Annotated in this window: 26 protein-coding genes; 22 read left to right on the forward strand and 4 right to left on the reverse strand. The window is 42.3% G+C overall.

Features of this window, described 5'->3' with window-relative positions:
• Nucleotides 1-327: 327 nt before the first annotated feature.
• The 4 genes from gyrB to dnaA form a co-directional block, all read right to left on the reverse strand.
• A complete protein-coding gene (gyrB, locus tag L3V25_RS14990; protein ID WP_237296287.1) occupies nucleotides 328-2,766 on the reverse strand; it encodes a DNA topoisomerase (ATP-hydrolyzing) subunit B in 2,439 nt (812 codons plus the stop codon).
• An 18-nt stretch (nucleotides 2,767-2,784) separates the two neighbouring features.
• Nucleotides 2,785-3,864 carry a DNA replication/repair protein RecF gene (recF, locus tag L3V25_RS14995; RefSeq protein WP_237296288.1) on the reverse strand — a complete coding sequence of 360 codons (1,080 nt, stop codon included), beginning with the start codon at nucleotides 3,862-3,864 and terminating at the stop codon, nucleotides 2,785-2,787.
• Complete coding sequence (gene dnaN / locus L3V25_RS15000) at nucleotides 3,865-4,965, reverse strand: DNA polymerase III subunit beta (protein WP_237296289.1); 1,101 nt, start codon at nucleotides 4,963-4,965, stop codon at nucleotides 3,865-3,867.
• 63 nt (nucleotides 4,966-5,028) lie between these two features.
• Nucleotides 5,029-6,438: a chromosomal replication initiator protein DnaA gene (gene dnaA / locus L3V25_RS15005; protein ID WP_193000017.1), complete on the reverse strand. Its 1,410-nt coding sequence runs from the start codon at nucleotides 6,436-6,438 to the stop codon at nucleotides 5,029-5,031.
• Nucleotides 6,439-6,766: 328 nt separating this feature from the next.
• On the opposite strand from dnaA, the gene L3V25_RS15010 reads away from it, so the two are divergent.
• The 22 genes from L3V25_RS15010 to atpD all read left to right on the forward strand — a co-directional run bounded on the left by L3V25_RS15010 (nucleotide 6,767) and on the right by atpD (nucleotide 26,873).
• Nucleotides 6,767-7,528, forward strand: coding sequence for an amino acid ABC transporter substrate-binding protein (locus L3V25_RS15010; RefSeq protein WP_346656339.1), 762 nt, complete (start codon nucleotides 6,767-6,769; stop codon nucleotides 7,526-7,528).
• 239 nt (nucleotides 7,529-7,767) lie between these two features.
• The gene (locus tag L3V25_RS15015; RefSeq protein WP_237296290.1) at nucleotides 7,768-9,507 is read left to right on the forward strand and encodes an ABC transporter ATP-binding protein/permease; all 1,740 of its coding nucleotides are present in this window, start codon (nucleotides 7,768-7,770) and stop codon (nucleotides 9,505-9,507) included.
• A gap of 8 nt (nucleotides 9,508-9,515) precedes the next feature.
• A complete protein-coding gene (locus L3V25_RS15020; protein WP_237296291.1) occupies nucleotides 9,516-10,187 on the forward strand; it encodes an amino acid ABC transporter permease in 672 nt (223 codons plus the stop codon).
• Nucleotides 10,184-10,921 carry an amino acid ABC transporter ATP-binding protein gene (locus L3V25_RS15025; RefSeq protein WP_237296292.1) on the forward strand — a complete coding sequence of 246 codons (738 nt, stop codon included), beginning with the start codon at nucleotides 10,184-10,186 and terminating at the stop codon, nucleotides 10,919-10,921. Before L3V25_RS15020 ends, L3V25_RS15025 begins: the two co-directional genes overlap by 4 nt.
• Before the next feature lie 221 nt (nucleotides 10,922-11,142).
• Complete coding sequence (gene rpmH / locus L3V25_RS15030; RefSeq protein ID WP_017024264.1) at nucleotides 11,143-11,277, forward strand: 50S ribosomal protein L34; 135 nt, start codon at nucleotides 11,143-11,145, stop codon at nucleotides 11,275-11,277.
• 46 nt (nucleotides 11,278-11,323) lie between these two features.
• Nucleotides 11,324-11,647 carry a ribonuclease P protein component gene (gene rnpA, locus L3V25_RS15035; RefSeq protein ID WP_237296333.1) on the forward strand — a complete coding sequence of 108 codons (324 nt, stop codon included), beginning with the start codon at nucleotides 11,324-11,326 and terminating at the stop codon, nucleotides 11,645-11,647.
• Nucleotides 11,614-11,871 (forward strand): membrane protein insertion efficiency factor YidD, encoded by a 258-nt coding sequence (gene yidD / locus L3V25_RS15040; RefSeq protein WP_089125101.1) that lies wholly within the window; start codon nucleotides 11,614-11,616, stop codon nucleotides 11,869-11,871. The genes rnpA and yidD overlap by 34 nt, the downstream gene beginning before the upstream one ends.
• 2 nt (nucleotides 11,872-11,873) lie before the next feature.
• Nucleotides 11,874-13,520 carry a membrane protein insertase YidC gene (gene yidC, locus L3V25_RS15045; RefSeq protein ID WP_237296293.1) on the forward strand — a complete coding sequence of 549 codons (1,647 nt, stop codon included), beginning with the start codon at nucleotides 11,874-11,876 and terminating at the stop codon, nucleotides 13,518-13,520.
• A gap of 122 nt (nucleotides 13,521-13,642) precedes the next feature.
• On the forward strand, nucleotides 13,643-15,004 hold the full coding sequence (gene mnmE, locus L3V25_RS15050; RefSeq protein WP_027695071.1) for a tRNA uridine-5-carboxymethylaminomethyl(34) synthesis GTPase MnmE: 1,362 nt from the start codon (nucleotides 13,643-13,645) through the stop codon (nucleotides 15,002-15,004).
• 13 nt (nucleotides 15,005-15,017) lie between these two features.
• The gene (mioC, locus tag L3V25_RS15055) at nucleotides 15,018-15,458 is read left to right on the forward strand and encodes an FMN-binding protein MioC (protein ID WP_237296294.1); all 441 of its coding nucleotides are present in this window, start codon (nucleotides 15,018-15,020) and stop codon (nucleotides 15,456-15,458) included.
• A gap of 539 nt (nucleotides 15,459-15,997) precedes the next feature.
• Complete coding sequence (gene mnmG, locus L3V25_RS15060; protein ID WP_237296295.1) at nucleotides 15,998-17,893, forward strand: tRNA uridine-5-carboxymethylaminomethyl(34) synthesis enzyme MnmG; 1,896 nt, start codon at nucleotides 15,998-16,000, stop codon at nucleotides 17,891-17,893.
• Nucleotides 17,890-18,540, forward strand: coding sequence for a 16S rRNA (guanine(527)-N(7))-methyltransferase RsmG (gene rsmG / locus L3V25_RS15065; RefSeq protein WP_237296296.1), 651 nt, complete (start codon nucleotides 17,890-17,892; stop codon nucleotides 18,538-18,540). Before mnmG ends, rsmG begins: the two co-directional genes overlap by 4 nt.
• A 10-nt stretch (nucleotides 18,541-18,550) precedes the next feature.
• A complete protein-coding gene (locus tag L3V25_RS15070) occupies nucleotides 18,551-19,333 on the forward strand; it encodes a ParA family protein (protein ID WP_237296297.1) in 783 nt (260 codons plus the stop codon).
• Nucleotides 19,334-19,369: 36 nt separating this feature from the next.
• The gene (locus L3V25_RS15075; protein ID WP_237296298.1) at nucleotides 19,370-20,254 is read left to right on the forward strand and encodes a ParB/RepB/Spo0J family partition protein; all 885 of its coding nucleotides are present in this window, start codon (nucleotides 19,370-19,372) and stop codon (nucleotides 20,252-20,254) included.
• Between the two features lie 150 nt (nucleotides 20,255-20,404).
• Complete coding sequence (locus tag L3V25_RS15080) at nucleotides 20,405-20,752, forward strand: ATP synthase subunit I (RefSeq protein WP_193000029.1); 348 nt, start codon at nucleotides 20,405-20,407, stop codon at nucleotides 20,750-20,752.
• A gap of 12 nt (nucleotides 20,753-20,764) precedes the next feature.
• A complete protein-coding gene (atpB, locus tag L3V25_RS15085) occupies nucleotides 20,765-21,541 on the forward strand; it encodes a F0F1 ATP synthase subunit A (RefSeq protein ID WP_089125109.1) in 777 nt (258 codons plus the stop codon).
• A 45-nt stretch (nucleotides 21,542-21,586) separates the two neighbouring features.
• Nucleotides 21,587-21,829, forward strand: a complete 243-nt coding sequence (gene atpE / locus L3V25_RS15090; protein WP_017024253.1) for a F0F1 ATP synthase subunit C — start codon at nucleotides 21,587-21,589, stop codon at nucleotides 21,827-21,829.
• A gap of 50 nt (nucleotides 21,830-21,879) precedes the next feature.
• Nucleotides 21,880-22,350 carry a F0F1 ATP synthase subunit B gene (gene atpF / locus L3V25_RS15095; protein WP_237296299.1) on the forward strand — a complete coding sequence of 157 codons (471 nt, stop codon included), beginning with the start codon at nucleotides 21,880-21,882 and terminating at the stop codon, nucleotides 22,348-22,350.
• Nucleotides 22,351-22,365: 15 nt separating this feature from the next.
• Complete coding sequence (gene atpH / locus L3V25_RS15100; protein ID WP_237296300.1) at nucleotides 22,366-22,896, forward strand: F0F1 ATP synthase subunit delta; 531 nt, start codon at nucleotides 22,366-22,368, stop codon at nucleotides 22,894-22,896.
• Between the two features lie 13 nt (nucleotides 22,897-22,909).
• Complete coding sequence (gene atpA / locus L3V25_RS15105) at nucleotides 22,910-24,451, forward strand: F0F1 ATP synthase subunit alpha (RefSeq protein WP_237296301.1); 1,542 nt, start codon at nucleotides 22,910-22,912, stop codon at nucleotides 24,449-24,451.
• An 82-nt stretch (nucleotides 24,452-24,533) separates the two neighbouring features.
• Entirely contained in the window at nucleotides 24,534-25,400 is an 867-nt protein-coding gene (gene atpG, locus L3V25_RS15110) for a F0F1 ATP synthase subunit gamma (protein ID WP_237296302.1), read from the forward strand.
• Between the two features lie 69 nt (nucleotides 25,401-25,469).
• Nucleotides 25,470-26,873 (forward strand): F0F1 ATP synthase subunit beta, encoded by a 1,404-nt coding sequence (atpD, locus tag L3V25_RS15115; RefSeq protein ID WP_237296303.1) that lies wholly within the window; start codon nucleotides 25,470-25,472, stop codon nucleotides 26,871-26,873.
• The last annotated feature ends 60 nt before the right edge of the window (nucleotides 26,874-26,933 follow it).

Here is a 26,933-nt window from a genome sequence, read left to right on the forward strand (position 1 = left end):
GTGCAAGTTTTCGACCCGAGCCGAAACTCGCGATTTAATTTAAGTGCCTATCTATAACCCTATCGGCGAAATAGATTCAGCGTTGCAAGGGCCCACTCTTTATCTTTATCGCAAAGTCTTTATAAGAAAAAACTTCAGAGTCAGAGCTTATCGGCATCCCTTTCAAGATCATATATAAGGTCGAAAAAATGGCTTTCAAGAGGATAATTGAAAATTTTTAATCTACTTTTATCTCCCTGAAAACAAAAAACCCTTTGCGTGAACAAAGGGCTTTTAAAGATTTCAGTTAGCGTTTCAGACTACACGTCTAAATCTAAACATCCAAGTCTAAACATCTAGGTTCGCTACTTTCAATGCGTTGTCTTCAATGAACTTACGACGAGGTTCTACCTGGTCACCCATCAATGTTGTAAACAACTCATCAGATGCAACGGCATCATCAATAGTTACTTGCATCATACGACGAGTTTCTGGGTCCATAGTGGTTTCCCAAAGTTGATCTGGGTTCATCTCACCTAGACCTTTGTAACGCTGTAGTGATAAGCCACGACGTGATTCTTTGATCAGCCATTCAAGCGCAGCAGAGAAAGTCGACACTTCTTGAGTACGCTCACCACGTTTCACATAAGCGCCCTCTTCAACTAAGCCATCTAGTGCTTCAGAAAGATCCGCTAAACGGCCGTACTCTTTAGAGTTTAGTAAGTCTAAAGATACAACGTATTCGTGCATCACACCGTGAGTACGAACCACTAGTTTAGCAACGCTAACCCCTAGCTCTTCATGTTTTTCAACTTCAAGAGAGTACTGGCTTGCACCAACTTCTTTAGCATTCAATTGCTCTACTAGTTTTTGGCCCCAAGCCTGAACTTTCTCAGCATCTTGGCACATTTCAGCGGTTAAACGTGGAATGTAAGTTAATTCGTTGATCATCGCGTATGGGTAGCGACGGCTCATACGTTTAATTAACTTGATACCTTCATTGTATTGAAGAACCAATTTCTCAAGTGCTTCACCTGTCATGGCTGGTGCTTGTGGGTTTACGTATAACGCAGCGCCATCAAGTGCCAAACCTGCTTGGTAAAGCTCCATCGCTTCTTCATCTTTAATGTATTGCTCTTGCTTACCTTTCTTCACTTTATAAAGTGGTGGCTGAGCAATGTAGATGTAACCACGTTCGATAAGCTCTGGCATTTGACGGTAGAAGAAAGTCAAAAGCAGAGTACGGATGTGAGAACCATCGACATCGGCATCGGTCATGATGATGATGTTGTGGTAACGCAGTTTATCTGGGTTATATTCATCGCGGCCAATACCACAGCCTAGTGCGGTAATTAGCGTTGCCACTTCTTGTGAAGACAGCATTTTATCAAAACGTGCTTTTTCAACGTTTAGGATTTTACCTTTCAGCGGCAAAATCGCTTGGTTTTTACGGTTACGTCCCTGCTTGGCTGAACCGCCAGCAGAGTCCCCTTCCACTATGTATAGTTCAGAAAGAGCAGGGTCTTTTTCTTGGCAATCAGCTAGTTTACCTGGCAGACCAGCTAAATCTAACGCGCCTTTACGACGAGTCATGTCACGAGCTTTACGCGCGGCTTCACGAGCGCGAGCGGCATCAATGATTTTGCCACAAACGATTTTCGCTTCGTTCGGGTTTTCAATTAAGAACTCAGACAGTTTTTCGCTCATCGCCGATTCAACAGCCGATTTCACTTCAGAAGAAACCAGTTTGTCTTTAGTTTGGCTTGAGAATTTTGGATCTGGCACTTTTACCGAAACCACAGCAGTTAGACCTTCACGAGCATCATCACCCGAGGTCGCCGCTTGCGCTTTCTTCGAGTAACCTTCTTTATCCATAAAGTTATTCAAAGTACGCGTTAATGCACCACGGAAGCCCGCTAAGTGAGTACCACCATCGCGTTGTGGGATGTTGTTGGTAAAGCAGTAAACACCTTCTTGGAAAGTATCATTCCATTGCATTGCCACTTCAACGGTAATGCCGTCTTCTTCACGAGCGTGGTCAAAGTAGAAAATCTTTTGGTGAATTGGCGTTTTGTTGCGGTTTAGATGCTCAACGAAAGCACGGATACCGCCTTCAAACATGAAGTGATCACTTTTATCTTCTTCACGTTCGTCAGTTAATTTGATCGAAACACCTGAGTTTAGGAATGATAATTCACGTAAACGCTTAGCAAGGATGTCGTAATGGAATTCGATATTGGTAAAGGTTTCTTCACTTGGCCAAAAACGAATACGGGTACCGGTTTCTTCAGTTTTACCGATCACAGCAAGTGGCGCTTCTGGCACACCGTGCTTATAAACCTGCTGGAAGATTTCGCCTTGACGCTTGATCGTTAGCTCGACTTTTTCAGACAAGGCGTTAACTACTGAAACACCTACGCCGTGCAAACCACCAGAAACTTTATAAGAGTTATCATCAAACTTACCACCAGCATGCAGTACTGTCATGATAACTTCAGCGGCTGAAACACCTTCTTCTTCGTGCATTTCGGTTGGAATACCACGACCGTCATCGCTCACCGATACAGAGTTATCTTCATGAATGGTGATTATGATGTCTGAACAATGGCCAGCTAATGCTTCATCAATTGAGTTATCGACGACCTCAAACACCATGTGGTGAAGGCCAGTACCATCATCAGTATCACCGATATACATCCCTGGACGTTTACGTACAGCATCTAGCCCTTTAAGTACTTTAATACTCGATGAATCATAGCTATTTGCAGAATCATTGTTATTCGACATGAATTGTTCTCGCCTTAATTATCCTTGCTCTATTTTGCCATGTTCCACATGAAACATCCTGCTATTTTCACTTTGCATTTCAGCAATGTGACTTGCAGTAATAGAGCTTACAAAAACCTGTGCCTGCGTTTGCTTTAAATATTCTGCAAGACGCCCTCGACGTTGACCATCTAGCTCTGAGGCAAAATCATCAATTAAATAAATACACTGCTTACCTGTGGTGTCGGTTAGGTGCTGACCTTGCGCTAAACGCAAAGCACACACCATGAGCTTTAACTGCCCACGAGACAAAACATCTTCCACCGGTGTCGCATTAATTTTTAGTTTTAGATCGGCTTTATTCGGTCCACTAAAGGTGTAACCGAGTTGCTGATCGCGCTCGAAATTCTTTTGTAAAATTTCAGCATAGGGCGTGTCTTTATCCCACCCTCTATAATACTGAATTTTCACTTCAAATTCAGGTAAAAATACACCACAAATGTGTTCTGCCACTTGTTTTAACTGTGTGACATAGTCAAAGCGCCACTGACTAATGGTTTCCGCCAATTCGGCCAGTTCTTTATCCCAATAACTGAGCTCTTGATAACCACTTGCGGTCTTCAATAATGCGTTTCTTTGCTTAATTAAGCGCTTTAAACGTGCCCATTTTTCATAGAAGCTAGGTTGAGTATGAAATACACCCCAATCAATAAAAGCTCGACGAAACTTTGGCCCTTCCGTCAGCAGTTCAAAACCTTCGGTATGGATTAACTGTAGAGGCAAAATTTGCGCCAGTTGAGCAATCTTCTGCCCTGTTTGGCCACCAATTTTTACTTCACTGCTACCATCGCGTTGTTTATTGATGCCAATCGGCAACTCAAAATCATCATCAGATAAAAAGCGCCCATGGACAAATAACTCGCTTTGTTCATTTTGGATCACTCGCCCAGTTAAGGTACTTTTGAATGAACGGCCATGCCCAAGCAAGTAAATCGCTTCTAATACGCTGGTTTTGCCGCTGCCATTCGGCCCGACAAGAAAATTAAAGCCTGATGATAACGAGATATCACAGGCTTCAATATTGCGAAATTGCTTTATAGATAAACGAGTTAATGGCATTTATAAGCGAATCGGCATAACAACATACATCGCAGACGTATCTTCAATATTCTCAACTAAAGCACTCGCGTTAGCATCACTCATCGACATACGCACGGTTTGGCATTTTAGAGTGTTCAAAATATCCAACACGTAGCTCACGTTAAAACCAATTTCTAATGGCTCACCTTGGTAGTTCACATCAAGGTTTTCTTCTGCTTCTTCTTGCTCTGGGTTATTGGCCGTAATGCGCATTTCAGAGCCAGCTAAATTCACTCGTACGCCACGGAATTTCTCATTTGATAAAATCGCCGCACGTGAGAATGATTGACGCAACGTTTCACAATCCGCTTCGAGTGTTTTATTGGTTGATTGCGGCATTACGCGGCGATAATCCGGGAAACGGCCATCAACAAGCTTAGAAGTGAAGGTAAATTCGTTTACGTTAGCGCGAATATTAGAGCTACCAATTTGCAAGGTCACTTGCTCATCAGGGCGATCAAGTAGCTTAATCAACTCTAGAACCCCTTTACGCGGAACGATCACTTGCTGCTGTGAGTACTCACCCACTAGCGCAGTTTCAGCTACCGCCATACGGTGACCATCAGTTGCCACTGAACGTAATGTCGTGCCTTCAATTTCAAACAACATGCCGTTTAAGTAGTAACGTACATCTTGGTTGGCCATTGAGAATTGGGTTTTTTCGACTAAATGACGTAGCTCACCTTGAGTAACCGTGACTTCGGCTTCACTAGTCCAGTCTTCAATATTTGGGAAATCAGACGCCGGTAATGTGGCTAATGAGAAACGACTACGGCCCGATTTAATCAATAAACGCTCATCATCCAGCGTAACATCAATCTGAGCGCTATCTGGTAGACCGCGACAAATATCAAGGAACTTACGTGATGGAACGGTTGTGCTGCCCGGTTCAAAGTTACCTTCTAGTGCCAAGCGACAAACTAATTCCACTTCAAGATCGGTCGCAGTAATCGACAATTCACCATTATCAACTTTAATTAATAAGTTACCCAAAATAGGCAAACTTGAGCGACCACCAAGAGCACCAGACACCTGCTGCAAAGGTTTAATCAATTGAGTACGTTCAATGGTAAATTTCATAATCTACTCTAAATAATCTAATTCTATTAAAAACACGGCCAAAACAGCACTAAAGATAGCTTATTAAGAAGACAGAGTACGAATCAAGTTCGAGTAATCTTCTTTAATATCATGGCTTTCTTCTCGTAATTCTTTGATTTTACGACAAGCGTGCAACACCGTGGTATGGTCGCGACCACCAAAAGCATCGCCAATTTCAGGCAAGCTGTGGTTAGTTAATTCTTTCGATAATGCCATCGCCAATTGACGAGGACGCGCAACCGAACGAGAACGACGCTTAGATAATAAGTCAGCCACTTTAATTTTGTAATATTCAGCGACGGTTTTTTGAATATTATCGATAGTCACCAGCTTTTCTTGTAACGCCAGTAAATCACGCAATGCTTCACGTACGAAATCAATGGTGATTGGACGACCGGTAAAATTGGCATTAGCAATCACGCGGTTTAATGCACCTTCCAACTCACGTACGTTTGAACGTAGACGCTTAGCAATAAAGAATGCCACTTCATCAGCAAGGGTAATTTGGTGATCTTCGGCTTTTTTCATCAAGATCGCGACACGGGTTTCCAGTTCCGGTGGCTCGATCGCCACGGTAAGTCCCCAACCAAAACGCGATTTCAAACGATCTTCTACCCCGTTGATCTCTTTTGGATAACGGTCTGACGTCAAAATGATTTGCTGGTTACCCTCTAACAAGGCGTTAAAGGTATGGAAGAACTCTTCTTGCGAACGCTCTTTATTGGCGAAAAATTGAATATCATCGATTAGCAAAGCATCGAGACTACGGTAATAACGTTTAAATTCTTCAATCGCGTTATTTTGTAGTGCTTTTACCATATCTTGCACAAAACGCTCCGAGTGCATGTACACCACTCGAGCATCTGGCTTACTTTCAACAATCGCATTACCGACCGCGTGCAATAAGTGAGTTTTACCTAGACCCGTTCCACCATATAAAAACAGTGGGTTATAAGAAACACCAGGGTTATCGGAAACTTGTTTTGCTGCTGCTAGGCCTAACTGGTTCGACTTACCCTCAACAAAGTTATGAAACTTATGCTTAGGGTTAACATTAGAACGGTGATTAACATCGATAACCACTTCGCGCTCACCGGTATCCCAAGATTTATCTAATGGGCGGCTTTTTTGTAATTGCGCGGGAGCGGATGATTCTGCAGCCACATCGGCAGCGGTTCTTTTCGGCAATTCAACCGTACTTTGAACAGGTTTACTACCAACTTCAAAATGAAGATTGGGCGTATCTGAGCCACAAAACTCTTTCAATAAACGGTTAATACTATTGAGATACTTATCACGCACCCAATCCAATACAAAGCGATTAGGGGCAAATAAGGTGAGAGTATTGTCATTGAGTTCAGCTTGCAGCGGTCTTACCCACATGCTGAATTCAGTTGCGGGAAGCTCTTCTTGAAGCTGTTGCGAACACTGCAACCATAACGAAGACGACACATTAACCTCACACGAAATGAAATGATCTGAAAGGAGAGTAATTCTACAGCTATCACTATAAGATCACCAGCAATAGATCCTGAGATCAGTGAATAAGATCTAAGTTATTCACAGTTTTTTTAGATCTATCCCGATTTTGTGCGCCGTCAAGCAATTAAAGCATTTTAATAAGCCATTTTTGCAATTCGGGGATAAAGTTACCCACAAGGTTAAAGCTGAATTTTGAAGCTTTAGCAGCACCAATTGTTATGATTAATAACATCTTGTTCTTAGATTTATCAATAGGTGAATAACTATAATGGAACTCAAATAATCTGGAGAATGAAATATGAGCCGAATTTTAAATAAAATTGTTACTGCTGCCGCACTATTTTTTGCTGTTACTACCTTTGCTCAAGCAGCGAATCAAGAAGTGAAAGTCGGCATGTCAGGAACCTACTTTCCATTTACTTTTCAAAAACTTGATAAGCTACAAGGCTTTGAAGTGGATTTATGGAATGAGATTGGTCAACGTAACCACTATGACGTGAAATTTGTTACTGCCAACTTCTCTGGTCTTTTCGGTCTCCTCGAAACGGGTCGTATTGATACAATTTCAAACCAAGTGACCATGACTGATTCACGTAAAGCCAAATACTTATTCTCAGATCCTTATGTAGTCGATGGTGTGCAGATCACCGTCAAAAAAGGCAATGACTCGATCAAAGGTGTTGAAGATCTTGCAGGCAAAACCGTCGCAGTTAACTTAGGTTCAAACTTCGAACAAGTACTACGTAGTTACGATAAAGAAGGCAAAATCAATATCAAAACTTACGATGCTGGTATTGAACAAGATGTAGTACTCGGCCGTTCTGATGCCTTCGTCATGGATCGTCTATCAGCGCTACAACTAATTAAAGCGACTAACCTACCCCTACAGTTGGCAGGTCAGCCTTTTGAAACTATCGAAAATGCTTGGCCATTTGTTGATAACGAAAAAGGCAAAAAGCTACAAGCGGAAGTAAACACAGCATTAGCTGCGATGCGTGAAGATGGTACTTTGGCAACTATTTCTGAAAAATGGTTTGGTGCTGATATTACTCACAAATAATTCAGCCTTTCCCATTAACCGATTGTCCCTTTAACCGCTTGCCATTCTCCTAATACGTAAACGAGGAGTCATGGTAAGCGGTTTTGTATTTTAAGCCGCTGAATCAATCTACTACCCAAATATTGTGGTTTGTATCAAAATGTAACCCTGATTAGCACTAATGACCGGCTTGAATGAACTCTGATTGGTTATGTCGGTCTTTATAGGCTCTAGATTTTATATGAAAGGAACATCTTGATATGGCGCTTCGTTTAACGTCCTCTAGCTTTCTTGGCAAGGTTTGGCAGTTATCTAAACCTTATTGGCAATCAGAAGAAAAATGGATCGCTCGCGGTTTGTTATTGGCCATCGTCGTACTCAACCTTGGCATGGTGTACATGTCGGTGATTCTCAATAAGTGGAATTCTGATTTTTATAATGCTCTACAAGAATTAGACAAAGATGCCTTCACCCACTTAATCTTAAAGTTTTCCATTATCGCGGCGATTTTTATTGCTATTGCGGTGTATCGAATTTATCTCAATATGATGTTACAGCTGCGTTGGCGTCGTTGGCTAACTAATGCCTATTTTAGCGAATGGCTTAGTGATCGTTCGTACTTTCAACTAGAGCGTGGCAATCATCAAACCGACAACCCTGACCAACGTATTGCCGAAGATATCGACCAGTTCACCGGAGATACCCTAAATTTATCTCTTGGGCTACTCAATTCAGTCGTCACACTAGCGTCTTTTATTACCATTTTATGGGGCTTATCTTCACCGCTAAACATCGATATTGCTGGTCATCATATCAATATCCCCGGCTTTATGGTGTGGGCCGCTTTGCTTTATGCGGTAGTCGGTAGCTTTATCATGCACAAAATTGGTAAGCCGCTTATTGGTCTTAACTTTATGCAGCAAAAATTTGAAGCAAACTTCCGTTATTCAATGGTGCGTCTACGTGAAAATGCCGAAGGCGTCGCGCTATATAACGGTGAAGATAAAGAACGAGAACTACTAGAATGGCGTTTTACTGATGTATGGAAAAATACCTGGCAAATCATGCGTAAACAAAAGCAGATTGTTGGCTTTAATAGTGGTTATAACCAAATCGCTATCATTTTTCCGATCATTATTGCTGCGCCGAGTTTTTTCTCCGGTGCCATCAAGCTCGGTGGGTTAATGCAGGTCAATAATGCTTTTGCTCAAGTGATGGGCGCAGTCAGTTGGTTTGTCGACTCTTATGCAAGTATTGCTAGTTGGAAAGCCAGCGTTGACCGTTTAACTACTTATAACCAAGATATGATCGAGACCAAGCAACAAGCGGCGCATTCCAAACTGTTAGTCTCTCGCCATCAAGACGATCATTTAGCCATTAATCAATGTGCGATTAAATTACCCAATGGCACTACGTTAAGTGATTTAAGCCAACTTACCTTGCAAGCCGGTCAACATACTTTGATTTCTGGGCAATCAGGCATTGGTAAGAGTACTTTAATGAAAACCATTGCCGGGATTTGGCCGTTTTCGGAAGGCAACATTGAATTAGCCGAGCGCAGTTTATTCTTACCGCAGAAACCTTATCTACCGACAGGTACACTGCGGGAGGTATTGTGTTATCCGAATGTCGATATCAATATCAGCGATCAAGATATTGAGCAATTATTGTCTGATTGCCAATTGGCACATTTCAGCCATAAATTAGATGACACTGAGCAATGGTCACACACGATGTCACCGGGTGAGCAACAACGTGTTGCGATTGTTAGGGCGTTAATACTCAAGCCAATATGGCTATTTTTAGATGAAGCGACCTCATCACTCGATGAAGAAACCGAAAGCTATTTATATCAACTATTGGCTAGCCGATTACCCGATACCACCTTAGTGAGTATTGCGCATCGCAGTAAAGTTGCCCATTATCATCAATATCGTTTGCACGCACAGGGCTCAAAAGGCCAAGTAAGCTGGCAATTTTCACCAATACAAGGACAGTAATCTTCAACATGAATTTTGATTTCAATTACATGCTCGACCTACTGCCGATATTATTTCGGTATTTAGGCACTACTTTGCAAATGGCATTGTGGGGCATGGTCTTCGCACTCATACTCTCGGTCGTTATTGCCAATATTCGGGTATTTAAAGTGCCGGTATTGAATCAACTGAGTCAGCTATACATCAGTTTTTTTCGTGGTACGCCGCTATTAGTACAATTGTTTTTGCTCTACTACGGGCTGCCGCAAATCTTTCCAATCCTAGTCGGTATGGATGCCTTTACCGCGGCGATTATTGGTCTGACTCTACACTTTGCCTCTTATATGGCAGAAAGTATTCGTGCCGCAATTATTGGTATTGATCGCAGCCAAATGGAAGCCAGTATTTCGATTGGTATGACACCATCGCAATCCATGCGCCGGATCATTTTACCGCAAGCTTCCCGTGTGGCACTGCCTTCTTTAATGAACTACTTCATTGATATGATCAAATCGACCTCTCTCGCCTTTACGCTAGGGGTAGCTGAAATTATGGCCAAAGCACAAATGGAGGCATCTTCGAGCTTTCGTTTCTTTGAGGCCTTCTTAGCAGTTGCCCTGATTTATTGGGGAGTAGTATTGGTATTAACACGCGTACAAACTTGGGCTGAAACTAAACTCAATAAGGCTTACCAACGATGATTCGAATTTCTAATTTACATAAATCTTTCGGTAAGACTGAAGTACTGAGCGGAGTGGATATTGAGATCCAAAAAGGCGAAATCATTGTCATTATTGGTTCCAGTGGTACCGGTAAATCGACCCTACTACGCTGTGTAAACTTTTTGGAAAGCCCAGAACAAGGCGTCATCGAAATTGAAGGCACTAGAGTCGATACCCAAGACTACAGCAAAGCCGATATGCTAGCACTGCGCCGTAAAACCGGCTTTGTGTTTCAAAACTATGCGCTATTTGCTCATTTAACTGCTCGCCAAAATATTGCCGAAGGGTTAATTACCGTGCGAGGTTGGAAAAAAGACCAAGCATTGGTCCATGCTCAGCAAATTTTAGATGATATTGGGCTAGGTGATAAAGGCGATAGCTACCCAGCGGCATTATCGGGCGGTCAGCAGCAACGAGTCGGGATAGGTCGCGCAATGGCATTTGATCCCGAGCTGTTATTGTTTGATGAGCCAACTTCGGCACTCGATCCCGAATGGGTCGGTGAAGTGTTGTCTTTAATGAAGAAATTAGCCAAGCAACACCAAACCATGCTGGTGGTCACCCATGAAATGCAGTTTGCTCGAGAAGTGGCGGATCGCGTGATCTACATGGCAGATGGCAAGATTGTTGAACAAGGTACGCCGGATCAAATATTTAAAGATCCGACTAATCCACAACTTATTAAGTTTTTAAATCAAGTTGGGATCCAATAGGATCCTTGCACTTGGTTTAAGAACCCGTATAATCCGCACACAGATTTTTAGGCCAACTGGCTTTTTATTATGCGATTTCCGCGTTTATTAAGCCCTGTAGCATTGACTCTTAGCCAGTCAATGATTACAATTCCGCCTCTTTGTTGAGAGGTGTCGGATAAAACATCTTACACCAGGTTTAACAAGAACCTATAAACTACTGATCAGTAAAGGTAATTACCATGAAACGCACTTTTCAACCTACTGTTCTTAAGCGCAAACGTACTCACGGCTTCCGTGCTCGTATGGCAACTAAGAATGGTCGTAAGACAATTAATGCACGTCGTGCAAAAGGCCGTAAGCGCCTTTCAAAATAATTCTTGAATTATTTTGACTAAGTCTACTTTTACTCGGGAGTTACGTTTGTTAACTCCCGAGCATTATCAAAACGTCTTTCAGCAAGCTCATCGAGCCGGCTCCCCTCATTTCACTATTATCGCTCGCAATAATACACTCTCCCATCCAAGACTTGGATTAGCTGTTCCTAAAAAACAAATCAAAACCGCTGTTGGTCGTAATCGTTTTAAACGTTTAGCCCGTGAAAGCTTTCGTCTAAAACAAACTCAACTGCCAAATAAAGATTTTGTAGTAATAGCGAAAAAGAGTGCTCAAGATTTGAGTAATGACGAAATTTTTAAAATATTTGAGAAGTTATGGCAACGCCTGTCTCGCCCTTATCGTGGTTAGCTATTAGGTTAATTTACCTATATAAAGGAATCATTAGCCCCTTAATTGGACCTCGATGTCGCTTTACTCCAACTTGCTCTACTTATGCTATTGAAGCAATTAAAGAGCACGGTTTTGTAAAAGGGTGTTGGTTATCTGGCAAACGTCTATTAAAATGCCATCCTTTAAATGCTGGGGGATATGACCCTGTCCCACCTAATCAAAAACACGACAGAGATAAATAACAATGGATTCTCAACGTAATATCCTGTTAATCGCTTTTGCTCTAGTCAGCTTTTTGTTGTTCCAACAATGGAATAATAAAGATGCTCAACCGGCCCAAACTAGCGTGCAGCAGACTCAAACGAATACAGACAGTAGCCTACCGCATGACCCTGCTGAAGCGTCAGCTGATCCGTTAGCTCCTCAGCAAGCAAAAACTCTACCGGCCGCTTTCAACATCGAAGTAAAATCTGATGTACTGACTCTAGCGATTACCCCTGTAGGTGGTGATGTTGTTTCAGCTAAGCTGAACGAATACAACGCAACGCTAGACTCGAAAGATTCTTTTGTTCTGCTAGAAAACAACAATGAGCATCAATATATCGCTCAAAGTGGTCTAGTTGGTCCTCAAGGGATTGACGTTAGCACTGCAAACCGTCCTCAATATCGCGCGAGTGCAAAGTCTTATCAATTAGCAGAAGGTCAGGATGAATTACGTATTCCTCTTACCTACAGTGCAAATGGTATTGATTACACCAAAACCTTTATCATCAAACGTGGCAGTTATGCGATTGATGTAGTGTATGACATCAAAAACCACTCTGGCCAAGATGCGACATTAGGTATGTATGCTCACCTACGTCAAACTATGATTGAAGGTGGCGGCCATATTGGTATGCCTGTTTATACTGGTGGTGCTTTCTCAACGTCAGACACCCACTACAAAAAATACAAGTTTGATGAGATGAAAGACAAAAATCTTAACATCAAACTAGAAGATGGTCAGGGCTGGGTAGCAATGCTACAGCACTACTTTACTTCAGCTTGGATCCCTCGTGACCAACCAGGCACTACCATCTACTCACGTGTAATTGGTAACATCGCTGATATTGGTGTTCGTACACCAAACCAAGTGATTGCAAATGGTGCTAGCGGTCAGATTACATCAACCCTTTGGACTGGTCCTAAACTTCAAGATGCAATGGAAGCAACCGCTCCACACCTTGATCTAGTGGTTGATTACGGTTGGTTATGGTTTATTGCGAAACCACTGCATTCACTCCTGTCTTTCCTACAATCTCACATCAGTAGTAACTGGGGTATTGCGATTATCTTACTGACTTTCATCGTTCGTGGTGCTATGTACCCACTAACCAAAGCTCAGTACACCTCAATGGCGAAAATGCGTATGCTGCAACCTAAGATTGCTGCAATGCGTGAGCGTCTAGGTGATGACCGTCAACGTATTAGCCAAGAAATGATGGCGATGTACAAAGAAGAAAAAGTGAACCCACTGGGTGGCTGTTTCCCTATTCTTCTACAGATGCCAATCTTCATTGCTCTATACTGGGCATTGATGGAATCGGTTGAATTACGTCACGCACCATTCTTTGGTTGGATCCACGATTTATCTGCGCAAGACCCTTACTACATCTTGCCAGTATTGATGGGTATCTCGATGTTAATCATCCAGAAGATGAGCCCAACAACCGTTACCGATCCTATGCAACAGAAAATGATGATGTTTATGCCAATCATCTTCATCTTCTTCTTCTTGTGGTTCCCATCAGGTCTAGTTCTTTACTACCTAATGTCGAACATCGTAACCTTGGTACAACAAACCTTGATTTACCGAGCGTTAGAGAAGAAAGGTCTGCACTCTAAGAAATAATCTTAGCTAGACGAAAGACTAAATAAGGCGACCGCATTGGTCGCCTTTTGCTTTTTTTGCTTTATAAATTCATAAGGCGAATTACAATTGAAAAAACTTCACCTTTTGAAATGGTTGGAATTATGAACACAGAGACAATTGTCGCTCAAGCTACCGCACTCGGCCGCGGTGGTGTTGGTATTATCCGAGTCTCAGGCCCTAAAGCCACTCAAGTTGCTTTGGAAGTACTTGGTCGAGAGGTTAAACCTCGTTACGCTGAATATTTACCTTTTAAAGATGAAAATGGCGTTCAACTTGATCAGGGAATCGCGCTTTATTTTCCAAACCCAAACTCATTTACCGGTGAAGATGTTTTAGAACTGCAAGGTCATGGCGGCCCAGTGGTTATGGATATGCTGATCAAACGCATCCTAAAAATTGATGGCATTCGTGCCGCTCGCCCGGGTGAATTCTCTGAACGCGCATTTTTAAATGACAAGATCGATTTAACTCAAGCCGAAGCGATTGCCGACTTGATCGATGCGAGTTCAGAAGAAGCCGCTAAGTCAGCACTTAATTCTCTGCAAGGTGAGTTTTCCCAACGCATTAATAACCTGGTCGAATCATTAATCCATTTGCGTATCTATGTAGAAGCGGCCATTGATTTTCCCGAAGAAGAAATCGACTTTTTAGCCGATGGTAAAGTCAGCGCCGACTTACAAACTATCATTGATAATTTAGCTTCAGTTCGCAAAGAAGCCAATCAAGGTGCGCTGATTCGTGAAGGCATGAAGGTAGTGATCGCTGGACGCCCTAATGCGGGTAAATCTAGCCTACTCAACGCCCTCTCAGGCAAAGACTCAGCGATTGTGACCGACATCGCCGGTACTACTCGCGACGTACTACGCGAGCATATTCACATCGATGGCATGCCATTGCATATTATTGACACCGCAGGCTTACGTGAAGCGTCTGATGAAGTAGAAAGAATCGGTATCGAACGCGCTTGGGAAGAAATAGAGCAAGCCGACCGTGTGTTATTTATGGTTGATGGCACTACCACCAATGCCACTGATCCCAAAGAAATTTGGCCTGATTTTGTAGAACGTTTACCAGAAAATATTGGTATGACAGTGATCCGCAATAAAGCCGATCAAACCGGCGAAGCACTCGGTATTTGTCATGTTAATAATCCAACCTTAATACGCCTATCTGCCAAGACTGGCCAAGGGGTAGAATCTCTGCGTGAACACTTAAAAGACTGCATGGGCTTTGCTGGTGGCAGTGAAGGTAGCTTTATGGCTCGACGTCGACACCTAGAAGCGCTAGATAAAGCGTCTGAACATCTGTCTATCGGCCAACAACAACTTGAAGGCTATATGGCCGGAGAAATCTTAGCAGAAGAGCTGCGCATCACTCAGCAACACCTAAACGAAATCACCGGGGAATTTAGCTCGGATGATTTATTGGGTCGTATCTTCTCTTCATTCTGTATTGGTAAGTAATTAAAGGAATATTATGATCCACATTATTACAGGTAGTACCTTAGGCGGAGCTGAATATGTTGGCGATCACTTAAATGATCTGCTGCAAGCTCAAGGGTTAGAAACTCAGATCCACAACCAACCGGATCTTAGTGAAATCGAAGCTAGCGGGATTTGGTTGATCATCACCTCAACTCATGGTGCTGGCGATTATCCAGATAATATTCAACCTTTTATCGAAACGATTAAATCAGCACCACCACGTATGTCAGAAGTTAAGTTTGCCGTGATTGCCATTGGTGATTCAAGCTACGACACCTTCTGTGGCGCAGGTAAAGATGCTCGAGCGACGCTATTAGATATTGGTACTCAGGAGCTTTGCCCACATTTAGAAATAGATGTCATCGAAACCCCAGTACCAGAAGAACCAGCAGAAGCTTGGTTAAATGATAATATGCCAGCATTTATCGGCTAATTCTGATTAGACAAACTCATTTAAAAGCAGATCTCGGTCTGCTTTTTTTTGGCTTTCTCATCATGGTTAACTATTTTTTAGAGTTGGAAATCGGTTCATTCAAGTCATAAATCGAGAATGAAGAAAACTGTTTGCTGCTTTTTTGAACAAACCATCTGTGGATAAACTACATTTTATCCTGTGATCCTAACAAAGTTATTCATTGGATAACTATTCTTTAAATATCCACTGTGGATAACTAGTAATTTAGATCCCAGCTAATACAGAATTAGATCAAGGTTAGATCACAAGAAAGGATCCACTCGAACTGCATGATCTTAATGATCATTTATTCCTTATCCACAAGATCGTGCTTCCCTAATAGTAGATCTAATAAAAGATCTATATAAAGATCTTATATATATTAAAGCTCTTTGATCATTTCTTAAAATCAACAAATTGATTCTCAGTGAAGATTAAAAAAGGTAGAATATCGCTCCTTTTATTTCCTAAGATCATTTTGCTGTGATCGTTTTATTTTTAACTCTTGAGGTCTGATCATGTTTTATCACGAAAACTTTGACGTCATCGTCGTAGGTGGTGGCCATGCTGGAACGGAAGCTGCTCTTGCGTCTGCTCGTACAGGCCAAAAGACATTGCTGCTTACTCACAATATCGACACTTTAGGTCAAATGTCATGCAACCCAGCGATTGGTGGTATTGGCAAAGGACACTTGGTCAAAGAAGTCGACGCATTAGGTGGATTAATGGCGCAAGCTATTGATAAAGCTGGCATTCAATTTAGAACATTAAACGCATCAAAAGGTCCTGCCGTTCGTGCTACTCGCGCTCAAGCGGATCGTGTTTTATATAAAAACGCAGTACGGACTACCTTAGAAAACCAACCCAATTTAAGCCTTTTTCAACAAGCGGTTGATGATGTGATCGTCGAGAACGATCAAGTCACCGGTGTTGTCACTCAAATGGGCCTTAAATTTAAAGCTAAAGCTGTGGTATTAACCGTCGGAACTTTCCTTGGAGGTAAGATTCATATCGGTATGGAAAACTTCTCTGGTGGCCGTGCTGGCGATCCTCCGTCTATCGCATTAGCGGATCGTCTACGTGCTTTACCATTTCGTGTTGATCGTTTGAAAACCGGTACTCCACCACGCATTGATGCTCGTACGGTTAACCTTGATAGTCTAGAAAAACAACATGGCGATAATCCAACGCCTGTATTTTCTTTTATGGGCCAGCAAAGTGATCATCCACAGCAGATCCCATGTTTTATTACTCACACCAATGAGCAAACTCATGATGTGATCCGAGCGAATTTGGATCGTAGTCCGATGTATTCAGGTGTGATTGAAGGCATTGGTCCGCGTTACTGTCCGTCTATCGAAGACAAAGTGATGCGTTTTGCCGATAAAAATAGCCACCAAATCTTTATTGAGCCAGAAGGCTTAACCACAACAGAATTATACCCAAATGGTATTTCAACCAGTCTGCCATTTGATGTGCAAGTGAAGATCGTTCAATCGATGAAAGGGTTTGAAAATGCCCAGATCGTTCGTCCTGGTTACGCGATTGAATATGATTTCTTTGATCCTCGCGATTTAAAACAAAGTTATGAAACCAAGTTTATTTCTGGTTTATTCTTCGCTGGCCAAATTAACGGCACTACGGGTTATGAAGAAGCGGCTGCTCAAGGTTTAATGGCTGGTCTTAACGCTTCGTTATTTACTCAAGGTAAAGAATCTTGGAGCCCACGTCGTGACGAAGCTTACATGGGTGTTCTGATTGATGATCTCTCTACCATGGGTACCAAAGAACCGTACCGCATGTTTACTTCGCGCGCGGAATATCGTTTGCTGCTTCGTGAAGACAATGCCGATTTACGTTTGACCGAAAAAGGTCGCGAATTAGGTTTAGTGGATGATGCTCGTTGGGCTCGCTTTAATCAAAAAGTCGAAAATATGGAGCTGGAGCGTCAGCGCTTAAAAGAGATTTGGGTGAATCCGAAATCGGCCAATATCGATGCTTTAAACCAATTACTTAAAACACCGATTGCGCGTGAAGCCAATGGTGAAGATCTACTGCGTCGCCCAGAAATGACTTATGAGAAATTAACCACTCTAGAAGTATTCTCTTCGACGATGGAAGATCCTCAAGCGACAGAACAAGTTGAGATCCAAGTAAAATACGAAGGATATATTCAACGCCAGAAAGAAGAGATCGAAAAATCACTGCGCCATGAAAATACCAAATTACCGGCAGAGCTCGATTATTCCCAAGTAAAAGGGTTATCGAATGAAGTGGTGGCAAAATTAAATAACGCTAAACCTGAAACGATTGGTATTGCTTCGCGCATTTCAGGTATTACGCCTGCGGCGATTTCAATTTTGTTGGTGCACTTGAAGAAACAAGGTCAATTGAAGAAAGGGGATGCTGCATGAATCCCAATTTGCTCAATCAGCCATTGAGAGACAAGCTGGATAGTTTATTATCTCAAACCGACCTTGAAGTTTCGGAATTACAACGTGATCAATTAGTTGGTTATGTACAGATGCTAAATAAATGGAATAAAGCCTATAATTTAACATCTGTGCGCAACCCAATGGATATGCTGGTTAAGCACATTATGGACAGCATAGTGGTGAGTCCATATTTATCTGGCGAGCGTTTTATTGATGTCGGCACTGGCCCTGGTTTACCGGGCATTCCTTTGGCGATAATGAATCCTGATTATCAATTCACGTTACTGGATAGCCTAGGAAAGCGAATTCGTTTTATTAAACAGGTTTTACATGAGCTAGCGATTAGTAATGTAGAACCGGTACAAAGCCGCGTTGAAGAGTTTCAACCAGAAGTGGGTTTTGATGGCGTGATTAGCCGCGCATTTGCTTCTATGCTGGATATGGTTGAGTGGTGCCATCATCTTCCAAAACCTGAAAATGGTGTTTTTCTTGCACTTAAAGGTCAATTGCCTGAAGATGAGATTGCACAATTACCTGAATCATTAATGGTTTCTCAGGTGCATGTATTGCAAGTTCCAGAATTAGAGGGTGATCGTCACCTAATCATTTTGGAAAAAAAGGGATAACGGGGTACTCGTGGGTAAAATCATTTCCATTGCCAATCAAAAAGGTGGAGTAGGGAAAACGACAACGTGCGTTAACCTTGCTGCGTCTATGGCTGCAACCAAAAGAAACGTCTTAGTTATTGATTTAGATCCACAAGGTAATGCCACGATGGCCAGTGGTATTGATAAGTATGATGTTGATTTTACCGCTTATGATTTATTAGTTGAGCAAACGCCTTTTGATGAAGTTGTGTGTCGCAATACGCCTGCCGGTTATGATTTAATTGCCGCCAATGGTGACGTGACAGCCGCTGAAATTAAATTAATGGAAGTGTTTGCTCGAGAACTTCGTCTTAAAAATACCCTTGCTGATGTGTGGCAACAATACGATTATATTTTTATCGATTGCCCACCTTCGCTAAACTTATTGACGGTCAACGCAATGGCGGCTTCGCATTCTGTGTTAGTACCAATGCAATGCGAATATTTTGCCCTAGAAGGTTTAACCGCATTGATGGATACCATCAGTAAGTTGGCTGCTGTAGTCAATAATGATTTAAAAATTGAAGGGATCTTACGTACCATGTTTGATCCGAGAAACCGTTTGTCGAACGATGTTTCTGAACAGCTTAAAAAACACTTTGGCGATAAAATGTATCGCACCGTTATCCCACGTAATGTTCGTCTAGCTGAAGCGCCTAGCCATGGTAAACCTGCTATGTATTATGATAAGTATTCTGCTGGCTCTAAAGCTTACTTGGCGTTAGCTGGAGAAATTTTGCGTCGTGAAGAAGCACAAGCGATAATGGCTTAACCCCTATTGAATTAAGAAATAAAGGAAAACCCTCAGATGTCTAAACGTGGTTTAGGTAAAGGTCTTGATGCTCTGCTTTCTACTAGCTCACAAGCTCGAGAAAAACAACAAAAAGTGGCGTATAGCCAAGCACTATCTTCTGAAGGCCAACTGGCAGATATTTCTATTTCACAATTGTCTCCCGGTAAATACCAACCAAGAAAAGATATCCAACCAGAAGCGTTGCAAGAATTATCCTCCTCTATTCGCTCGCAAGGCATCATTCAGCCATTAGTCGTTCGTAAAATCAATGAATCACAGTATGAGATTATTGCTGGTGAGCGTCGTTGGCGTGCCGCTAAACTCGCAGGGCTAACTCAAGTACCTTGTGTGGTTAAGAATGTTCAAGACCGCGCTGCCATCGCGATGGCGTTAATTGAAAACATTCAACGTGAAAATCTCAATGCCATCGAAGAGGCGCAAGCGTTAGAACGCCTACAAAAAGAATTTGAATTGACCCATCAACAAGTCGCCGATGCGATTGGTAAATCCCGTACTGCGGTAACCAATTTGTTGCGCCTCAATACGCTTGATGAGTCAGTAAAGCATTGCGTTATATCAAAAGAACTAGAAATGGGGCATGCCAGAGCCCTTCTATCTCTTGAATTATGTGATCAAAGTAATGTTGCAAAAATTGTAGTTGCCAAGAAATTAACCGTTAGACAAACTGAAGCTCTAGTCAAAAAACATTTAGAGCCAGTAGAAGATAAGCCCGCTGAGGAAGATATCCCAGCGCAAGGTCTGGCGGAAAAGCTTTCTGAGCAGTTTGGTACTAAGGTGGTGATTCGCCGTAATGCTAAAGGCAAAGGCAAGGTCACCATTGATTTTGACGATATAGAGCAGCTTGAAATGCTCCTTAACACAAAGTTAGCTAGAAATTAACCTTGTTACTATAATATCGCCAAACAATTAACAGAATGTGAAAATAATCATTTTACGCCTTGCTCTTTTCTGTATTAGAAACAAAGTAAGGTGTAGTATGTTCTGCGCATACAGCTGAACCAAAAACAAATGTAATTGGGTGTAAATAGAATGTTTTTTTTAGTTTTAACTCAGTTTATTGTAGTTGGTGCGTTTAGCTTGATCAGTTTGTATGTTCAGGGAGATATGGCGAGTCAATCTGCCATTTTTGGGGGGCTGGTGTACTGCATCCCGTATATCGTAACAAGTTTGTATTTAAACAAGCCTGGGGCGGATACGGCAGCAAAAGTAATGGCGAAAGCCTATATTGGTTTAGCTTATAAGTTTGTAATCACCGTTGCTCTCTTTGTGTATTTTTTCAAGTACACGGAAGTGCATTTAATTACTTTCTTTTCAGGCTATATCTTAGCTTTTGTTGTGCAATGCATTATGTCATTTGGTTTTATCAAACGTAATTAGACAGGATATCTAATGGCTGGTTCAGGTGAATTAACTCCTCAGGAGTACATCTCACACCATCTTACGAACTTACAAGCTGGTAGCGGTTTCTGGACGTTTAATATTGATTCATTAATTTTTTCGGTCCTTTTAGGCTCGTTAATGATGTGGATCTTTTACCGTGTTGGCAAAAAAGCCACTAGCGGTGTACCAGGAAAGCTTCAGTGCTTCGTCGAAATGGTCGTTGAGTTTGTTGATGCCTCAGTAAAAGATATTTTCCATGGGAAGAACGCATTAGTGGCTCCATTAGCGTTAACCGTCTTCGGATGGGTATTTCTAATGAACCTAATGGATCTTATTCCGGTCGACTTTATTCCACATACAGCGACGCTTTTGGGAATTCCTTATCTACGTGTTGTACCTACCACTGACGTTAACATTACGATGTCGATGTCACTTGGTGTATTTATCTTGATTCTTTACTACAGCATTAAGATAAAAGGTATCGGTGGATTTGCCAAAGAGCTTGGCTTACAACCTTTCAATCATTGGGCATTTATTCCAATTAACCTGATTTTGGAAGGCGTAACGTTATTGGCTAAACCAGTCTCTTTAGGCTTGCGTTTATTCGGTAACATGTATGCGGGTGAGTTGATTTTCATTCTGATCGCAGGGCTTCTGCCTTGGTGGTCACAATGGGTTCTATCCGTGCCTTGGGCGATTTTCCACATATTGATCATCACCCTGCAGGCATTTATCTTTATGATTTTGACGATAGTTTATCTATCTCAAGCATCAGAAGAACATTAATAAAAAATTTTTTACATAACATTCAGATAAAACTTGGAGTTATAAATGGAAAACTTAAACATGGATCTGCTGTACATCGCTGCGGCTATCATGATGGGTCTAGCGGCAATCGGTGCAGCTATTGGTATCGGTATGCTAGGTGGTAAATTCCTAGAAGGTGCAGCTCGTCAACCAGATCTAATCCCTCTACTACGTACTCAGTTCTTCATCGTAATGGGCCTTGTGGATGCGATTCCTATGATCGCTGTTGGTCTAGGTCTGTATGTGATGTTTGCGGTCGCCGGATAACTTTTCATCCCGGTATTTGTTTTTAAATTGCAAACAAAGGAGAGTGTGCGGTGAACATTAACGCAACTCTGTTAGGTCAAGCGATAGCATTCGTGCTGTTTGTGTGGTTCTGCATGAAATATGTATGGCCGCCACTAATGGCAGCAATCGAAAATCGTCAGAAAAATATTGCTGACGGTTTAGCAGCCGCTGACCGCGCAGCTAAAGACTTGAGCCTAGCGCAAGCTAATGCTTCGGACAAATTGAAAGAAGCGAAAAAAGCTGCTGCTGAGATCATCGATCAAGCGAATAAGCGTAAAAGTCAGATTTTAGAAGAAAGCCAACTTGAAGCTCAAGCTGAGCGTCAAAAGATCTTAGATCAAGGCCGTGCTGAAATTGAAACTGAACGCAATCGCGCACGCGATGAACTTCGTAAGCAAGTAGCTATATTAGCTATCGCCGGTGCTGAGAAAATTCTGGAGCGTTCTATTGATCAGAACGTAAACCAAGATATTCTCGACGATATTACTGCAAAATTGTAACTAGAGGGGCAGCATATGTCTGATTTGACTACAATCGCACGCCCCTATGCTAAAGCAGCTTTTGAATTTTCGGTTGAGAAAGATGCAGTAGACCAGTGGTCTGAAATGCTTTCTTTCGCTGCTGAAGTCGCAAGAAATGAAGATGTAGTTGGTTTATTGAATAAAGCGCTTGCCGCGGATCAATTAGCCGAAGTCTTTGTTTCAATTTGCGCTGAGTTTGATGAAAACGGTAAAAACTTTTTGAAAGTTCTTGCTGAGAATGGCCGCTTAAAGGCCCTTCCTGAGATTTGTGAAGAGTTCTCTATTCTTAAAAAAGAATTAGATAATCAAGTAGATGTGAGTGTTGTTTCAGCAAGCACACTAACTGAGACTCAATTAGCAGAAATCAGCAAAAAACTCGAGCAGCGTCTTGATCGTAAAGTAAAGCTGAATTGCAGTGTAGATGAGACTCTACTTAGTGGAGTTATTATTCGAGCCGGAGACTTAATAATCGACAACTCAACTCGCGGTCGTTTGAACCGTTTGAGTGACGCATTAATGTCTTAATGGGGATTGGAGCATGCAACTTAATTCCACAGAAATTAGCGAGCTGATCAAACAGCGCATTGAGAAATTCGATGTTGTGAGTGAAGCACGCAATGAAGGTACTATCGTCTCTGTGAGCGATGGTATTATCCGCATCCACGGTTTAGCCGATGTGATGCAGGGTGAAATGATTGAACTACCGGGCGGTCTTTACGCGCTTGCACTTAACCTTGAGCGTGACTCGGTTGGTGCGGTTGTAATGGGCCCGTATGCTAACCTTCAGGAAGGCATGAAAGTAACGGGTACTGGTCGTATCCTTGAAGTACCTGTAGGTCCTGAATTGCTTGGTCGTGTGGTAAACACACTTGGCCTACCAATTGATGGTAAAGGCCCTATTGATGCAAAACTCACTTCTCCAGTAGAAATGATTGCACCAGGTGTTATCGATCGTAAATCAGTAGATCAACCAGTACAAACTGGTTATAAGTCTGTTGACTCAATGATTCCAATCGGCCGTGGTCAGCGTGAGCTTATCATCGGTGACCGTCAGACGGGTAAAACCGCGATGGCGATTGATGCGATCATTAACCAACGAGATTCTGGAATCTTCTCTATCTACGTAGCGATTGGCCAAAAAGCCTCTACCATTGCTAACGTAGTACGTAAACTTGAAGAGCACGGCGCACTAGCAAACACTATCGTGGTTGTAGCATCGGCTTCTGAGTCTGCGGCATTGCAATACCTGGCTCCATATTCAGGTTGTGCAATGGGTGAGTACTTCCGTGATCGCGGTGAAGATGCTCTGATTGTTTATGATGATCTATCTAAACAAGCGGTAGCTTACCGTCAGATTTCTCTACTTCTAAAACGTCCACCTGGTCGTGAAGCGTTCCCTGGTGATGTTTTCTACCTTCACTCTCGTCTTTTAGAGCGTGCGTCTCGTGTAAGCGAGCACTATGTAGAAACCTTTACTAAAGGTGAAGTGAAAGGTAAGACAGGTTCTTTAACCGCTCTTCCTATCATTGAAACGCAAGCTGGTGACGTATCTGCATTCGTACCGACTAACGTAATCTCGATTACCGATGGTCAGATCTTCCTACAAACTGAGCTATTTAATGCTGGTGTTCGCCCTGCGGTTGACCCAGGTATTTCGGTATCTCGTGTAGGTGGTTCAGCGCAAACTAAGATCATTAAGAAACTGTCTGGTGGTATTCGTACCGCGCTTGCACAGTATCGTGAACTTGCAGCGTTTGCTCAGTTCTCATCTGATCTTGATGCTGCGACCAAGAAGCAGTTGAACCATGGTCAAAAAGTAACTGAGTTAATGAAGCAGAAGCAATACGCTCCATTCTCTGTATTTGACCAAGCATTGGTTATCTTTGCTGCTGAGCGCGGTTATTTAGACACAATCGAGCTAAACAAATTAGCTGATTTTGAAGCCGCTCTTCTATCGTACGCTCACGGTCAATTTGCTGATTTCGTTGCTGAAATCAACAAGACGGGTGCTTATAACGATGAAATCGAAGCCACACTTAAGAAGTTGGTTGATGGTTTCGTAGCAACCCAGACCTGGTAATTCGTAGGTGATGTTTATGATTAATTTAAATTTTAGTTATCAGCATCACCAGTTAGCGAATGTCCATTAAAGGAGAGTAACGATGGCCGGCGCAAAAGAGATTCGTACTAAAATTGGTAGTGTTAAGAGCACACAAAAAATTACGAAGGCAATGAAAATGGTTGCGGCTTCCAAGATGCGTCGTACACAAGACGCGATGGAATCGTCTCGACCATATGCAGAAACAATGCGTAAAGTGATCGGTCATGTAGCCAATGCCAACCTTGAGTATAAGCACCCTTATCTTGAGGAGCGTGAAGCTAAAAAAGTAGGCTACATTATCGTGTCAACCGACCGTGGTTTATGTGGTGGTTTAAACATTAACTTGTTTAAAGCAGCATTAAACGACATGAAGGCATGGTCTGATAAAGGCGCAAGTGTTGAACTTGCAGTGATTGGTAGTAAAGCTACCTCCTTCTTCAGACATACTGGCGCTAAAGTATCTGCTCAAATTTCAGGTTTAGGTGATGAGCCTAGTCTTGAATCTTTGATTGGTTCTGTCGGTGTAATGCTGAAAAAATACGACGAAGGTGAACTTGATCGCCTATACGTAGTATTTAACCGGTTCGTTAACACTATGGTTCAAGAACCTAAGATCGATCAATTGCTACCTTTGCCTAAATCGGATAGCGATGACATGAAACGCACTCATTCTTGGGATTATATTTATGAGCCTGAACCTAAGCCGTTATTAGATACTTTGCTTCGACGTTATGTTGAATCTCAAGTGTATCAAGGCGTGGTGGAAAATCTCGCATGTGAGATGGCAGCCCGAATGATTGCGATGCAAGCAGCAACAGATAATGCGAGTAATCTGATTGAAGATTTAGAACTTGTGTATAACAAAGCGCGTCAAGCGGCGATTACACAAGAGCTATCAGAAATCGTATCTGGTGCAGCAGCAGTTTAATTTTATTGTTAAATCAGGTTTCGTTATTTGAATGAAGCTTAGGTAAATTAATAGTTTAGAGGATTAACGATGGCTACAGGTAAGATCGTACAGATCATCGGTGCAGTAGTCGACGTAGAGTTCCCACAGGACAGTGTACCTCGTGTATACGATGCCCTGAACGTTGTTGACGCAAAAGAACGTCTTGTTCTTGAAGTGCAACAGCAACTTGGCGGTGGCGTAATTCGCGCAATCGTAATGGGTAGCTCTGATGGTTTACGTCGTGGTTTGGAAGTGGTTAATACAGGCGCTCCAATCTCAGTACCAGTAGGAACAAAAACACTTGGTCGCATCATGAACGTATTAGGTGATGCTATCGATGAGTGTGGTGAAATTGGCGCAGAAGAAAACTACGCAATTCACCGTGCTGCACCAAGCTACGAAGAGCAGTCGAACGTAACTGAACTTCTAGAAACCGGTGTTAAAGTAATCGACTTAATTTGTCCATTCGCTAAGGGTGGTAAAATCGGTCTATTCGGTGGTGCAGGTGTAGGTAAGACCGTTAACATGATGGAACTTATCAACAACATCGCACTACAACACTCAGGTCTATCAGTGTTTGCTGGTGTTGGTGAGCGTACTCGTGAAGGTAACGATTTCTACTTTGAAATGCAGGAAGCCGGTGTTGTAAACATCGAAGAGCCTGAAAAATCAAAAGTAGCAATGGTTTACGGTCAAATGAACGAGCCACCGGGTAACCGTCTGCGCGTAGCATTGACTGGTCTAACAATGGCGGAAAAATTCCGTGATGAAGGCCGTGACGTACTACTGTTCATCGATAACATTTACCGTTATACCCTTGCGGGTACAGAGGTATCGGCTCTACTAGGTCGTATGCCATCTGCGGTAGGTTATCAGCCAACACTAGCGGAAGAAATGGGTGTGCTTCAAGAGCGTATCACTTCTACTAAGAATGGTTCTATCACTTCTGTACAAGCGGTATACGTACCTGCGGATGACTTAACTGACCCATCTCCAGCGACAACGTTTGCTCACTTGGATGCAACGGTTGTACTTAACCGTAACATCGCAGCTATGGGTCTATACCCTGCGATTGACCCACTAGATTCTTCATCTCGTATGTTGGATCCACTTGTTGTTGGTCAAGAGCACTACAATGTTGCTCAAGGTGTACAGACTACTCTACAACGCTATAAAGAGTTAAAAGACATCATCGCGATCTTGGGTATGGATGAGCTATCTGAAGAAGATAAGCAACTTGTATCTCGTGCTCGTAAGATTGAACGTTTCCTAACTCAGCCTTATCACGTAGCGGAAGTATTTACTGGTGACCCTGGTGTGTACGTTTCTCTAAAAGAAACACTACGCGGCTTTAAAGGTCTGATCGCTGGTGACTACGATGATATTCCTGAGCAAGCATTCATGTACTGTGGTTCGATTGACGACGCAGTAGAGAACGCTAAGAAGCTTTAAGTTTAAAAGACAAAGACGTTTAAATTTAAACACTGAGTTTATTAAGCTATAAGCTAATTA

The organism is Vibrio sp. CK2-1 (assembly GCF_021726515.1).
Classification (GTDB): Bacteria; Pseudomonadota; Gammaproteobacteria; order Enterobacterales; family Vibrionaceae; genus Vibrio.

Excerpts from the sequence above, each read along its gene's own strand:
- mnmG (WP_237296295.1), top strand. The coding sequence starts at position 15,998 with ATGTTTTATCACGAAAACTTTGACGTCATCGTCGTAGGTGGTGGCCAT.
- rsmG (WP_237296296.1), top strand. The coding sequence starts at position 17,890 with ATGAATCCCAATTTGCTCAATCAGCCATTGAGAGACAAGCTGGATAGT.
- atpB (WP_089125109.1), top strand. The coding sequence starts at position 20,765 with ATGGCTGGTTCAGGTGAATTAACTCCTCAGGAGTACATCTCACACCAT.
- mioC (WP_237296294.1), top strand. The coding sequence starts at position 15,018 with ATGATCCACATTATTACAGGTAGTACCTTAGGCGGAGCTGAATATGTT.
- L3V25_RS15020 (WP_237296291.1), top strand. The coding sequence starts at position 9,516 with ATGAATTTTGATTTCAATTACATGCTCGACCTACTGCCGATATTATTT.
- atpA (WP_237296301.1), top strand. The coding sequence starts at position 22,910 with ATGCAACTTAATTCCACAGAAATTAGCGAGCTGATCAAACAGCGCATT.
- L3V25_RS15010 (WP_346656339.1), top strand. The coding sequence starts at position 6,767 with ATGAGCCGAATTTTAAATAAAATTGTTACTGCTGCCGCACTATTTTTT.
- atpE (WP_017024253.1), top strand. The coding sequence starts at position 21,587 with ATGGAAAACTTAAACATGGATCTGCTGTACATCGCTGCGGCTATCATG.
- yidC (WP_237296293.1), top strand. The coding sequence starts at position 11,874 with ATGGATTCTCAACGTAATATCCTGTTAATCGCTTTTGCTCTAGTCAGC.
- L3V25_RS15025 (WP_237296292.1), top strand. The coding sequence starts at position 10,184 with ATGATTCGAATTTCTAATTTACATAAATCTTTCGGTAAGACTGAAGTA.
- yidD (WP_089125101.1), top strand. The coding sequence starts at position 11,614 with ATGGCAACGCCTGTCTCGCCCTTATCGTGGTTAGCTATTAGGTTAATT.
- atpH (WP_237296300.1), top strand. The coding sequence starts at position 22,366 with ATGTCTGATTTGACTACAATCGCACGCCCCTATGCTAAAGCAGCTTTT.
- L3V25_RS15080 (WP_193000029.1), top strand. The coding sequence starts at position 20,405 with ATGTTTTTTTTAGTTTTAACTCAGTTTATTGTAGTTGGTGCGTTTAGC.
- atpD (WP_237296303.1), top strand. The coding sequence starts at position 25,470 with ATGGCTACAGGTAAGATCGTACAGATCATCGGTGCAGTAGTCGACGTA.
- gyrB (WP_237296287.1), bottom strand. The coding sequence starts at position 2,766 with ATGTCGAATAACAATGATTCTGCAAATAGCTATGATTCATCGAGTATT.
- recF (WP_237296288.1), bottom strand. The coding sequence starts at position 3,864 with ATGCCATTAACTCGTTTATCTATAAAGCAATTTCGCAATATTGAAGCC.
- L3V25_RS15015 (WP_237296290.1), top strand. The coding sequence starts at position 7,768 with ATGGCGCTTCGTTTAACGTCCTCTAGCTTTCTTGGCAAGGTTTGGCAG.
- atpG (WP_237296302.1), top strand. The coding sequence starts at position 24,534 with ATGGCCGGCGCAAAAGAGATTCGTACTAAAATTGGTAGTGTTAAGAGC.
- mnmE (WP_027695071.1), top strand. The coding sequence starts at position 13,643 with ATGAACACAGAGACAATTGTCGCTCAAGCTACCGCACTCGGCCGCGGT.
- L3V25_RS15075 (WP_237296298.1), top strand. The coding sequence starts at position 19,370 with ATGTCTAAACGTGGTTTAGGTAAAGGTCTTGATGCTCTGCTTTCTACT.
- rpmH (WP_017024264.1), top strand. The coding sequence starts at position 11,143 with ATGAAACGCACTTTTCAACCTACTGTTCTTAAGCGCAAACGTACTCAC.
- dnaN (WP_237296289.1), bottom strand. The coding sequence starts at position 4,965 with ATGAAATTTACCATTGAACGTACTCAATTGATTAAACCTTTGCAGCAG.